General features: G+C 66.2%; 11 protein-coding genes and 1 pseudogene. 9 read left to right on the top strand and 3 right to left on the bottom strand.

Annotated features, from left to right (window positions below):
* Window positions 1-201: 201 nt before the first annotated feature.
* Both ACZK2V_RS21420 and ACZK2V_RS21415 read right to left on the bottom strand, forming a co-directional pair.
* Window positions 202-687 (bottom strand): Mpo1 family 2-hydroxy fatty acid dioxygenase, encoded by a 486-nt coding sequence (locus ACZK2V_RS21420; RefSeq protein WP_005411329.1) that lies wholly within the window; start codon window positions 685-687, stop codon window positions 202-204.
* 447 nt (window positions 688-1134) lie between these two features.
* The gene (locus tag ACZK2V_RS21415; RefSeq protein WP_162622101.1) at window positions 1135-2061 is read right to left on the bottom strand and encodes a phosphoribosylaminoimidazolesuccinocarboxamide synthase; all 927 of its coding nucleotides are present in this window, start codon (window positions 2059-2061) and stop codon (window positions 1135-1137) included.
* Window positions 2062-2202: 141 nt separating this feature from the next.
* Between ACZK2V_RS21415 and ACZK2V_RS21410 the strand changes: the two genes are divergently transcribed.
* The 4 genes and pseudogenes from ACZK2V_RS21410 (at window position 2203) to yegS (ending at window position 4993) form a co-directional block, all read left to right on the top strand.
* The gene (locus tag ACZK2V_RS21410; RefSeq protein ID WP_005411327.1) at window positions 2203-2532 is read left to right on the top strand and encodes a J domain-containing protein; all 330 of its coding nucleotides are present in this window, start codon (window positions 2203-2205) and stop codon (window positions 2530-2532) included.
* Window positions 2533-2562: 30 nt separating this feature from the next.
* Window positions 2563-3237, top strand: coding sequence for a ribulose-phosphate 3-epimerase (gene rpe / locus ACZK2V_RS21405; RefSeq protein ID WP_032127160.1), 675 nt, complete (start codon window positions 2563-2565; stop codon window positions 3235-3237).
* Window positions 3238-3296: 59 nt separating this feature from the next.
* Window positions 3297-3779, top strand: coding sequence for a GNAT family N-acetyltransferase (locus tag ACZK2V_RS21400; RefSeq protein ID WP_032127161.1), 483 nt, complete (start codon window positions 3297-3299; stop codon window positions 3777-3779).
* Window positions 3780-4059: 280 nt separating this feature from the next.
* Window positions 4060-4993, top strand: a pseudogene (gene yegS / locus ACZK2V_RS21395) (lipid kinase YegS).
* 15 nt (window positions 4994-5008) lie between these two features.
* On the opposite strand, the gene ACZK2V_RS21390 reads toward yegS, so the two are convergent.
* Window positions 5009-6052 carry an ankyrin repeat domain-containing protein gene (locus tag ACZK2V_RS21390; protein WP_486322778.1) on the bottom strand — a complete coding sequence of 348 codons (1044 nt, stop codon included), beginning with the start codon at window positions 6050-6052 and terminating at the stop codon, window positions 5009-5011.
* Between ACZK2V_RS21390 and ACZK2V_RS21385 the strand changes: the two genes are divergently transcribed.
* The 5 genes from ACZK2V_RS21385 to trpD all read left to right on the top strand — a co-directional run bounded on the left by ACZK2V_RS21385 (window position 5978) and on the right by trpD (window position 12474).
* A complete protein-coding gene (locus tag ACZK2V_RS21385; RefSeq protein WP_486322777.1) occupies window positions 5978-8335 on the top strand; it encodes a Tle-like phospholipase domain-containing protein in 2358 nt (785 codons plus the stop codon). The genes ACZK2V_RS21390 and ACZK2V_RS21385 overlap by 75 nt on opposite strands.
* Window positions 8336-8513: 178 nt before the next feature.
* A complete protein-coding gene (trpE, locus tag ACZK2V_RS21380; RefSeq protein ID WP_049424043.1) occupies window positions 8514-9989 on the top strand; it encodes an anthranilate synthase component I in 1476 nt (491 codons plus the stop codon).
* Window positions 9990-10056: 67 nt separating this feature from the next.
* Window positions 10057-10836, top strand: coding sequence for an SIMPL domain-containing protein (locus tag ACZK2V_RS21375; protein WP_486322776.1), 780 nt, complete (start codon window positions 10057-10059; stop codon window positions 10834-10836).
* A gap of 2 nt (window positions 10837-10838) precedes the next feature.
* The gene (locus ACZK2V_RS21370; RefSeq protein ID WP_486322775.1) at window positions 10839-11426 is read left to right on the top strand and encodes an anthranilate synthase component II; all 588 of its coding nucleotides are present in this window, start codon (window positions 10839-10841) and stop codon (window positions 11424-11426) included.
* A 16-nt stretch (window positions 11427-11442) separates the two neighbouring features.
* Window positions 11443-12474, top strand: a complete 1032-nt coding sequence (gene trpD, locus ACZK2V_RS21365; RefSeq protein WP_049401667.1) for an anthranilate phosphoribosyltransferase — start codon at window positions 11443-11445, stop codon at window positions 12472-12474.
* Window positions 12475-12501: the final 27 nt, after the last annotated feature.

Raw genomic sequence — 12501 nt, 5'->3', positions numbered from 1 at the left:
TGCTGCGGTCCCTCCCCGGTTGCCCTCGGGGGACACCCTACGCCCACGCAGGGAGACCGCAGGCCCTGTCGCACAGGGGCTGCCGTCGACGGGCGGGAGGTGGGGAACGGATCACCGGTGCAGGCTGGCAGGGCCGTCGTGGAGTGCGGGTGACGGAATCTGCCCGTTCAGGAAACGAGGGCGCGGTCGGCCACGGGCAGGTCAGTAGCGCCAGTCGAGCTTGCGGTAGAACTTGGCCATCACCCAGGCCGGGCCGATCAGCAGGTAGGTCAGGTCGGTCAGGAAGCTGGGCTTGCGTCCCTCGAACTTGTGACCGATGAACTGCGCGATCCAGGCCACCACGAATACGCCCACCGCCAGCCAGAACAGGTTGTGCAGGCCGATCTCGGCCTCCAGCAGCCTGCACAGGCAGCCGAACACGAAGAACTGGATGAGCATGCCGATGCCCAGCGGGCGCGACAGCTTGTTGTAGAAGCACCAGGCGCTGAACATCGCGAACGCCGACCAGATGCCGTACTGGAACCAGGTGATCAGCGGCGGCAGGCACCACAGCAGGGCCACCACCGACCACAGGATCGCCGGCACCGCCACCACGTGGATGCGCTGGTTGATCACATTGCGGTGGTCGTCGGAGTAGCTGGCGAAATAGCGGTCGATCGGCCGCGCAAGCTCGGTGGATGTCTGCATGCTGCGATGCTTCCTCGGACAACGGTAGTGCCGGCCGCTGGCCGGCAATCCAGAGCATAGCCGAGTTCGCGAGGTTGCCGGCCAGCGGCCGGCACTACCCCAGGCAACCGGCAGTAGAGCCAGGCCATGCCTGGCTGCAGGCTTGCGAGGTTGCCGGCCAGCGGCCGGCACTACCCCAGGCAACCGTCAGTAGAGCCAGGCCATGCCTGGCTGCAGGTTCGCGAGGTTGCCGGCCAGCGGCCGGCAGTACCCCAGGCAACCGTCAGTAGAGCCAGGCCATGCCTGGCTGCAGGTTCGCGAGGTTGCCGGCCAGCGGCCGGCAGTACCCCAGGCAACCGGCAGTAGAGCCAGGCCATGCCTGGCTGCAGGTTCGCGAGGTTGCCGGCCAGCGGCCGGCAGTACCGCATTCAGAACGCCCCCAGCCAGACCGGCGGGGGGCGCAGGGCATCAGTCGACGCTGATCCCGGCCAGGCGCTGCAGCGCCTCGGCGTACTTGGCGCGGGTGCGCTCGATGATCTCGGCCGGGATGGTCGGGCCCGGGGCGGTCTTGCCCCAGTCCAGCGTCTCCAGGTAATCGCGCACGAACTGCTTGTCGTAGCTCGGCGGGCTGGTGCCCACTTCGTACTCGTCGGCCGGCCAGTAACGCGAGGAATCCGGCGTCAGCATCTCGTCCATGATGTACAGGCGACCATCGGCGTCGGTACCGAACTCGAACTTGGTATCGGCCAGGATGATGCCGCGCTCGCGGGCGTAGTCGGCGGCGAACTTGTAGATGCGCAGGGTGGCGTCGCGCACGCGCTCGGCCATCTCGGCACCGACCTGCTTCACCATCGCATCGAAATCGATGTTCTCGTCATGGTCGCCCACGGCGGCCTTGGTCGAGGGGGTGAAGATCGGCTCGGGCAGCTGCTCGGCCTGGCGCAGGCCGTCGGGCAGGTCGATGCCGCTGACCTTGCCGGTGCGCTGGTAGTCCTTCCAGCCGCTGCCGATCAGGTAGCCGCGGGCGATCGCTTCCACCGGCACCGGCTTCAGCTTGCGGGTGACCACCGCGCGCTTGGCGTACAGGGCCGGGTCCACGCCTTCGGGCAGCACGCTGGCCACGTCGATGCCGGTCAGGTGGTTGGGCATCAGGTGCGCGGTCTTGGCGAACCAGAAGTTGGAGACCTGGCAGAGCATCTCGCCCTTGCCCGGGATCGGGTCGGGCAGGACCACGTCGAACGCCGACAGGCGATCGGTGGCCACCATCAGCAGGTACTCGCCCGGCGGGGTTCCGGCTGGCAGCCGCTCGCGCGGGATATCGAACACATCACGCACCTTGCCGCGATGGCGCAAGGGCAGGCCGGGGAGATCGGATTGCAACAGCGTGGTTGGCACGGGCACTCCTGGGGCGTTGTCGATACGGCTGCCCAGCGGACCCGGCGGGCCCGCTGACCAGCGGGCGGCCTAGTGTAAAGCCGTCCGGGCCCGCTGTGACGTAAAATGAGCGTCCATTTCGTCGGTCGACCCCGGAGCGCCATGCGCTGGTACGGAAAACTGCTCGGATTCATTGCCGGCGCCCTGCTGTTCCGGCCCAATCCGCTGTTCGGCGCGGTGGTCGGCCTGTTGATCGGCCACGCCTTCGATTCGGACTGGTTCCGCCTGAACAAGGAGAACCCGTACCGGGAGCTGGGGCTGACCTCCGAGGCCACCGATGCCGAGGTCGAGCGCGCCTACCGCAAGCTGATTTCCCAGTACCACCCCGACAAGCTCGGCGGCGCCGCCCCCGAGCTGCAGCAGCAGGCCGAGCAGAAGTCGCGGCGGATCAATGCCGCCTACGACCGCATCAAGACCCTGCGCAAGCGCTGACCCTCTTTCCTACCGTTGCAAGGCCCGGCCATGTCCAACTGCCTCATCGCCCCCTCCATCCTGTCCGCCAACTTCGCCCGCCTCGGCGAGGAAGTCGACAACGTCCTCGCCGCCGGCGCGGACTGGGTCCACTTCGACGTGATGGACAACCACTACGTGCCGAACCTGACCATCGGCCCGATGGTCTGCCAGGCGCTGCGCAAGCACGGCGTGACCGCGCCGATCGACGTGCACCTGATGGTCGAGCCGGTGGACCGCATCATCCCGGACTTCGCCGAAGCCGGTGCCACCTACATCAGCTTCCACCCGGAAGCGAGCCGCCACGTGCACCGCACCATCCAGCTGATCCGCTCGCTGGGCTGCAAGCCGGGCATCGTGCTCAATCCGGCCACCCCGGTGGACATCCTCGACTGGGTGCTGGACGACCTGGACCTGGTGCTGCTGATGTCGGTCAACCCGGGCTTCGGCGGCCAGGCCTTCATTCCCTCGGCGCTGGACAAGCTGCGCGTGGTGCGCAAGATGATCGATGCCAGCGGCAAGGACATCCGCCTGGAGATCGACGGCGGCGTGAAGGCCGACAACATCGGCGAGATCGCCGCTGCCGGCGCCGACACCTTCGTTGCCGGTTCGGCCATCTTCAACGCCAAGACCAGTTACCAGGACGTGATCGCGCAGATGCGCGCGAATGTCGCTGCGGCACGCTGACAAAAAAGGGACGGAGGGGATTAAGCTCGCCTGATTCCCTCCGTCTCCCTTTTCCGCCCATGGCTCTGTTGAACATCCGTCCGGCCACTGTGGCCGATGCCGGCCTGATCCTGCATTTCATCCGCGAACTGGCCATCTACGAGAAGGCCGAGCATTCGGTGCAGACCGATGAGATCGGCATCGCCGAGAGCTTGTTCGGTGCCGATGCCACGGCCCGCGCGCTGATCTGCGAAGCCGACGGCGAGCCCATTGGTTACGCCGTGTATTTCTACAACTACTCCACCTGGTTGGGCCGCAAGGGCATCTACCTGGAAGACCTGTATGTCAGCCAGGAAAAGCGCGGCGCAGGCGCCGGCAAGGCGCTGCTGAAGTACATCGCACGCCAGGCCGTGGCCGAGGGTTGCGGTCGTTTCGAATGGTCGGTGCTGGACTGGAATACCCCGGCCATCGAGTTCTACACCGCCGCTGGCGCCACGCCGCAGGACGAGTGGACCGTGTACCGGCTGCAGGGCCAGGCATTGCACGATTTCGCCAACGGCTGAGGCGAAGTGCATCCACGCATGGCGTGGATCTACCCACCGGGTGGGTGCGAACCGCAACCCGGTGGGTGCGAACCTTGGTTCGCACTCCCTACGCACCAAAAAAAAGCCACGCCAATCACTGGCGTGGCCTCGCTGCATGCGTGGGAGGCTGATCCTGCCTCCATCCGTCGTCCCTGCTATGGCCTTCCATTCTCCAGCAGCTGAATGACACCTGCGTGACATTCACTGCGGACAAACGGCGCATTGCTAGCCTGTGCCACCCCCGTCCTGGAAGCACCGCATGACCACCCCGCGCTGGCGCCTGATCCTCAACGGAAAATCCGCAGGCAATGACGCGCTGCGCGACGCGGTCGGTCATTGGCGTGGGCAGGGCGTGCAGCTGGACGTGCGGGTGACCTGGGAAGACGGTGACGCCGAACGCTACGTGGCCGAGGCGATCGATCATGGCGTGGACGTGATCGTCGCTGCCGGTGGTGATGGCACGCTCAGTGCCGTGGCCGAGACGCTGGCGCATCGTGAGGAAGCGGCAGATGCGCTGCCCTCGCTTGCGCTGATTCCGATGGGGACCGCCAACGATTTCGCCACCTCGGCCGGCATTCCGACCGCGCCGAAGGAGGCCTTTGCCTTGATCGCGCAGGCGGTGCCGCACGCCATCGATCTGCTGCGCGTGGACGCCGATGGCACGCCCTGGTGGTGCGCCAATCTCGCCAGCGGGGGCTTCGGCACGCAGGTGACGGTGGAGACCGATGCCGGCTTGAAGAAGATGCTGGGCGGGCTGGCGTATGTGATCACCGGCATCGCCAAGCTGGGGCGGATCGAGCCGATCCATGCGCGCCTGTCGGGTCCGGATTTCGCATGGGAGGGCGACTTCATCGCGCTCGGCATCGGCAATGGCCGCCAGGCCGGTGGTGGCCAGCAGTTGTGCCCGCAGGCACTGATCGATGATGGGCAGCTGGACGTGACGGTGCTTCCGGAGCTGGAGGGTGAAGTCACCGCCACGCTCGGCCAGATGCTGAAGTCGGGCACCCAGGCCGCACTGGAACAGCTGGCAACGCGCGCGCCTGCCGTGGCTGCAGGTGGAATCCGAGCGCCCGTTGACGCTCAACCTGGACGGCGAACCGGTACAGGCCCGCCAGTTCCGCATCGCGTGCGTGCCGGGCAGGGTGCGGATGCACCTGCCCGTGGGCTGTGCCCTGTTGTCCGAGCCGCGCTGAGCCGGACCTGAAGTCCTACAACGGGGGGATGTCCTGCTCCTTCGCCGGGAACCCGAATGCTTCACGCTTCTCGCGGATGTACTGCGGCAGCGGCGGCCGGGCAATGCCGTGATCGATCAGCCACTGCTGGCACTTCTTCTGCCAGGGCAGCAGGTCCGGTGTGGTGATTTCCCAGTAGATGGCTTCGACCATGGCCATCCGATCGGGCGCGCCCGGTTGCGCCGATGACGGCGATGCAATCGTGGGGTCCGCACCATGCTCAAGCAGCCAGTAGGCCTGCTCGAAGCCGCCACGGCCGGTGTACCAGCTGAGAACGGTATCGGCCTGGCCGATGTTGGATTCGTTGACGTGCGCGCCTCGCTCCACCAGCAGCTGGATGTTCTTCCACAGGTTGCCGGAAATGAAAGCCTGGAACAGCAGCGTTTCGGTATTGGAGGTGCGCGTGTCCGGGTCGCCGCCATGATCCAGCAGCAGGGCCAGGTAGCGCGGATCGTCCATCTTCGCGGCATAGACCATGGCGTTGTTGTGGCGGAACGTCTCGCCGTCCAGCGTTTCAATACGCCGTGCATTCGGGTCGGCGCCGTTGTCGAGCATCGCGCGCAGGCCTTCCAGGTTCTGTGCGCGCAACGGCCACGCGATGAGCGGAATGCCATCCTGCTTCGAGAACTCCTTGTCGGGGTTCACGCCTTCGGTCTTGATCAGGCGCGTGATCGTCGCTGCATCACCCTGTTCGGCGGCGATGGCCAGTTCAAGTGCCTTGCCCTCGAAATAGCGCTCCGCGCCATGTGAAGACGTGCGCGCGCAGGCGCTCAGCAGCATCAGCAGCATCAGCGCCAGGCAGGAAAATGGCGTAAAGGAACTGTGAGGGTGACGGTGCATGTGATCCCTTGACATGGACGCGTTCGGGGGATGATAGCGTTGGCCGTGGTTATTCCAGCAGGTCCTGGATGACCGTGTCTTCACTGATGAGCAATGGAGTCTGCCATGAGCGGTCACGATCCCGAGCAGCAGGAACGCCTGTTGCAGGCCCGCGCCAAGAGCGTCCAGGCGCAGCAGCACCTGGTCGAGCAACTGCAGGGAGGTGGACATGCCACCGAGGCGGCGCGCTTGCGCGAGACCTATCACGCCCGCGAGCTGGGTTCGCTTGCTGATGATGTGTATGCCTCGGCAAAGGGCAAAGGTGAGCCGCCGGTCGGGTGGACGCGAGCCAGTGACGTGACCGACCCGGACACGCTCAAAGCGGCGGGCATCAGCCTGGGAGCGGCCGACCTGAAGAAGCTGATGCGGCCGAACGACTCGGGTTTTCGCGCAGAGATCTACATTCCGGACAAAAGGGTGTTCGGTGATGACGCCAAGCCGGTGCTGGTGTTCAAGGGATCAACGGGCGAAATCATCGATCCCCGGGCGAAAGGCGGGCGGCGTGAGTCCGGAGGCGAGGATTTCCTCAACAATGGACGCCAGGGCGTAGGCATGCAGAGCGACTACTACGATCGTGCCATGGCACTGGCGAGTCGCTTGAAGACCTCTGGTACCCAGTTTGAACTCGCCGGTCATTCGCTTGGCGGCGGCATGGCCTCTGCCGCTTCGGCGGTTACCGGTGTACGTGCGACCACCTTCAATTCCGCCGGGCTGCATCCGGCCACCGCCGATCGCTACGCAAAATCCCACGGATTGCCGGTGTTCAACACGCGCGACACGGTGCACACCTACCAGACGTCGGGTGAAGTGCTCAACGATGTGCAGAATGGATTGAAGCGGCTCAACGAGCATCACCGGCAGGGCTTTGGCCTGTTGGCCAGCGAGACCAGCCAGCTGCTGCGTCAGCCCGGCGTGCAGCAGATGGTTACCTGCAAGCTGCAGGAGATGATGCCGGCGGGTGCGCAGACGGCCACGGCCCAGCTGGTTGAGCAGCTGGCGTCGAAATCCGGGGCAGAGGCATTGCGCAATGTTCCGGTGGCCGCGGGCAGGATGGAACTGTTGCTGGACGCCAAGACCGAAGTGAACGGAAAGGTGGTGGACCGCCGCCATCGAGAAGCGCCAAGCCAGCTTGCCGAATACGGTGGCCCGCTGGCCGAGGTGCTGATCGCAGGTGCGCGCGGCATGCGTGCCGGACGGGTTGCCGGTGAACATGTCGAGCAGGTCGGCGCGCTGGCGGGCCGGGGCATGAGCTTGTCCGGCGTGGCCGTCGAGCGTGCGTCGACCCTGCAGGGAAATGCGATCGGCACCGTGGTCGACTACGGTGGCAAGAGCATGCGGGTGGGCATCGAAGGCGGTGCGACGGTCATTGCCAAGGGTCGCGAGCTGCAGGGTCTGGTCGAATCGGTCAGCCACCGCGTGCAGGCCAAGGGCAGTTACGGCTGGAACATCGGGGCCAGCGTGCTGGGTGCGCTCGGTGCTGACGACATGGCCAGACAGATGCGTGAGCACGGTGATGCGGCGCGCAATCAACACGAAACCAAGGCCCGTGAAGCCACCCGTGAAGCGACGGCGGATGCCGGCCGCATCCGTGCCGGCGGCCATCATCTGGGCGGCCAGCTGCAGCAGGGCGTGCATGGCGTGGCCAATGGGCTGCGCAACGGCTATGCCGTGTACGGCGCGACTTTCCACATGGGCATGAACTGGAGCAGCCATCAGATCACCGGGCTGAGCTCGCAGGCGCCGGCCGTGCTGGCCGGCACCGTCGGGCTGGGCGCGATGGCCAACAAGGGCATTGCCACGCACCTGCCCACGCCGGCACTGCCGCAGAACCTGGTCAACCTGGCCAAGACGTCGTGGGTGATCGGGCGCGGCAGTGCGACCATGGGGGAGTCGGTGGACCGGCATGGCATGAGCGAGACGATGAACCCCAGTCTCGACGCGGCAATCGCGAGCCAGGAGGCGGCCGCGCGCAAGCTGCTTGGACGGCCGCATGCGCAGCTGCAGGAGGGGGGCGCGAAGATGCCCGCGCTGAACGATCCGGGGCACATCGATTTCCATCTGTTCAAGGGCGCGCAGACCGGCGTGCACGGCCTCGATGTGGCACATGGCCGCATCCCGAACCTGCAGAGCGATCAGCTGGCCGGGGCGTTGGCTGTGCAGGCCAAGCGCGAAGGGTTGCAGGCCATCTCCCATGTGCTGCTCAGTGACGACCGCACGCGGGCATTCGCGGTCGACACCCCGGATCTGCAGGCGGCCCACCGCCGACATGCACATGTGGACGTGGCGGCCGGCATGGCTCAGCCGCTGGTCGTGAGCACGGCGCAGGTTGACGCCCTGAACACCGGTCGCGAACAGGCGACGGCACCCGGACTGGCCCAGCAACAGGGGCTGGAGGCCCAGGAGAACGCCCGGCGGATGGGCTAATGGCCGAATGAACCGCGACGCCGCGACGGGGTTCCCCTCCCGCCCCGGCTGCGATACAGTCAAGGGGTGTCCAGCCTGACGACCCCGCATACCCTTTCTTCCGCACGCCGTTGGTGGCGATGGTGGCCCGTTGCCGTCGTCCGCCCCCATAACGCTGTGTCCCGGAAGGAAAGTCGTCTTGAACTCGCACGCTCAGTTTCAGCTGCAGGCCGCTGAAGGCCACACCCATATTCCCGTCGTCCGTGAAGTGCTGTCCGACCTGGACACGCCGCTTTCGGTCTATCTGAAGCTCGCCGACGGCCCCAATACCTACCTGTTTGAATCCGTCGAAGGCGGCGAGCGCTTTGGTCGTTACTCGATCATCGGCCTGCCGGCGCGCCGCGTGTATGCCTTCCATGGCCACACGCTGACCGTGCGCGAAGACGGCCAGGTGGTGGACACCCGCGAGGTGGCCGACCCGTTCGCCGAAGTCGAGGCGCTGCGCAGCGCCCACTCGGTGCCCAAGCTTGAAGGCCTGCCGGGCTTCACCGGCGGCCTGGTCGGCTGGTTCGGTTTCGAGTGCATCGGCTACATCGAACCGCGCCTGGCTCCGCCGGCCGGCCGCGACGAGCTGGGCACGCCGGACATCCTGCTGCTGGACTCCAACGAGCTGGCGGTGTTCGACAACCTCAAGGGCCGGCTGTACCTGATCGTGCATGCCGACCCGCGTGTCGAGGGTGCCTTCGAGCAGGCCCAGGCGCGCCTGGATGCACTGACCGCCAAGCTGCGCGCGCCGGGTGCTGGTTATCCCGCACCGCTCAACAGCGATGTGCTGGACGAGTCCGATTTCGTCTCCGGTTTCACCCGCGAAGGCTTCGTCGATGCGGTCCAGCGCAGCAAGGAATACATCCGTGCCGGCGACATCTTCCAGGTGGTGCTGAGCCAGCGCCTGAGCGTGCCGTTCAAAGCGCGCCCGGTGGATGTGTACCGTGCGCTGCGTGCACTGAACCCGTCGCCCTACATGTATTTCCTTGATGTCGGCGACCTGCAGGTGGTCGGTTCCTCGCCGGAAATCCTGGTGCGTTTGCAGGATGGCGAAGTGACGGTGCGTCCGATCGCTGGCACCCGGCCGCGCGGTGCCACTGTCGAACAGGACCTGGCGCTGGAAGCCGAGCTGCTGGCCGATCCGAAGGAGCGCGCCGAGCACCTGATGCTGATCGACCTGGGCCGCAACGATGCCGGCCGCGTCTCGAAGGCAGGTACCGTGGAGGTGGGCGAGCAGTTCGTGATCGAGCGCTACAGCCACGTCATGCACATCGTCAGCGAAGTGACCGGGCAGCTGCAGCCGGGCCTGAGCTATGCCGACGTGCTGCGTGCCACCTTCCCGGCCGGCACGGTCAGCGGTGCGCCGAAGATCCGCGCGCTGGAAGTGATCCGCGAGCTGGAACCGATCAAGCGTAATGTCTACGCCGGCAGCATCGGCTACATCGGCTGGCACGGCGATGCCGATACCGCGATCGCGATCCGCACCGCGGTGATCAAGGATGGCCGCCTGTACGTGCAGGCCGGCGCCGGCATCGTCTACGACTCGGACCCGGACAAGGAATGGGACGAGACGATGAACAAGGGCCGCGCGCTGTTCCGCGCCGTCGCCCAGGCCGCCAAGGGCCTGTAAGCCTGCCTCGCCACGGCCGCTGCGCCGTGGTCGTTCCGCCGTTCCCGTTCAAGACAAGGAGTACCGCATGAAGCTGCTGAGCGCATTGCTGTGGTCGTCACTGCTGGCCACGATGGCCCCGTCTGCGTGGGCGCAGGCCAATACCATTCCCTCGCAGCCGCACCTGCTGGTGAAGGGCGAGGCGCGCCGCGAGGTGATGCCGGACCGGTTCGGCCTGCAGTTGAACATCGAAGAGACCGACATGGATGCCGACGCCGCGCGCCGCCGCGTGCAGGACAATGTCGCCCGAGTGCTGGCGCTGTTCAAACAGTACAAGGCGGTGGAAGGCAGCGTAGGTGCGGACAACCTGCGGATCGGCCCGGCAACCCGCTATGAGCAGAACCGGCAGGTCTTCGTCGACACCCGCGTGTCGCGCCAGCTGCGTGCCAGCTTCGCCAGCGTGAAGGCGATGCAGGACGTACTGGGTGCACTGAAGGCCAACGAGAACCTGCAGGTCAGCAGCGTGGCCCCGACCTACTCGGGCGAAGTGGCGCTGCGGCGCGAACTCAAGGGTGAGGCCGCCGCGTCGACGCGCCAATCCGCTCAGGGCCTTGCCACCGCCTACGGCACGAAGTTGCGCGGGTTGTACAGCATTTCCGATGTGGCACCGAACTTCGCCTATGGCGTGCAGGCGGGCAACTGGCCCAGAAGCGACGACATGGTGACACCGCCATCGCCGCCGTCACCTGCGGCGCAGATGGACATGATCGAGACCACTGGCTCACGCCTGCGCGAATCCATCGAAGCCGGCCCCATCACCTACACCGAAAACGTATACGCCATTTTCCTGATAAGCGACGGAACCTGACCATGTTGTGGATGATCGACAACTACGACAGCTTCACCTACAACCTCGTGCAGTACCTGCAGACGCTGGGCGCCGAGGTCAAGGTGGTGCGCAACGATGCGATGAGCGTGGACGAGATCGCCGCGCAGAAACCAGAGCGCATCGTCATCTCGCCCGGCCCGTGCACGCCCAACGAAGCGGGCGTGTCGCTGGAACTCATCCAGCGCCTGGGCCCGACCACGCCGATCCTCGGCGTGTGCCTGGGCCACCAGGGCATCGGCCAGGTCTACGGCGGCACGGTCATCCGCGCCGGCAACATCATGCACGGCAAGACCTCGCCCATCCGCCATGAAGGCAAGGGCGTGTTCGCCGGCCTGCCGGACCGTTACCAGGCCACCCGCTACCACTCGCTGGTGGTGGACAAGCACAGCCTGCCCGAGGTGCTGGAAGTGACCGCCTGGACCGAGAACGACGACGGCTCGATCGAAGAGATCATGGGCCTGCGCCACCGCCAGTTCCCGGTGGAGGGCGTTCAGTTCCACCCCGAATCCATCCTCACCGAACATGGCCACGCCCTGCTGCGCAATTTCCTGCAGCGTCAGGCCGCCTGATCCCAGGAGCATTCCCATGAGCTTCTCCCCCCAGGAAGCCCTGCAACGCACCATCGAGCACCGCGAAATCTTCTTCGACGAAATGGTCGACCTGATGCGGCAGATCATGCGCGGCGATGTCTCGCCGATGATGACTGCCGCCATCCTCACCGGCCTGCGCGTGAAGAAGGAAACCATCGACGAGATCGCCGCTGCGGCCACGGTCATGCGTGAATTCGCGCTGGCGGTGCCGGTGGCCGATACCACCCACCTGGTCGACATCGTCGGCACCGGCGGCGATGGCTCGCACACCTTCAACATCTCTACCTGCGCGATGTTCGTCGCCGCTGCGGCCGGTGCGCGCGTGGCCAAACATGGCAACCGCAGCGTGTCGTCCAAGTCCGGCAGCGCCGATGCAGTCGAAGCACTGGGTGCGGCCATCGAGCTGCAGCCGGCGCAGGTCGCCGCGGCCATCGAACAGACCGGCATCGGTTTCATGTTCGCGCCGATCCATCACCCGTCGATGAAGGTCGTCGCGCCGGTCCGCCGCGAGATGGGTGTGCGTACCATCTTCAACATCCTTGGCCCGCTGACCAACCCGGCCAGCGCACCGTCGGTGCTGATGGGCGTGTTTCACCCGGATTTAGTGGGTATCCAGGCACGCGTGCTGCGCGAGCTGGGCACCGAGCGCGCCATGGTGGTCTGGGGCCGCGACAACATGGACGAGATCTCGCTGGGCGCCGGTACCCTGGTGGGCGAGCTGCGCGACGGCAAGGTACGCGAGTACGAGATCCACCCGGAAGACTTCGGCATCGCCATGTCGGCCAGCCGCAACCTGCGAGTGGATGGCCCGGAGCAGTCCATTGCCATGCTGCGCGCGGTGCTGGACAACCAGCCCGGTCCGGCGCTGGACATCGTGGCCCTGAACGCCGGCGCCGCGCTGTACGTGGCCGGCGTGGCCAGCGACATCGGCGATGGCCTGGCCCGTGCCCGTGCCGCCATCGCCAACGGCAGCGCCCGCCAGCGCCTGCAGCAGTATGTAGAGACCACCCGCGCGCTGGTTGCCTGAGCGCGCGGTTCAGCCTGACCCTCTTGA

This window comes from Stenotrophomonas sp. 93052_Sma, from assembly GCF_056481145.1.
The sequence above is the reverse complement of the archived record's forward strand: the minus strand, read 5'-3'. Positions and strand labels throughout refer to the sequence as shown.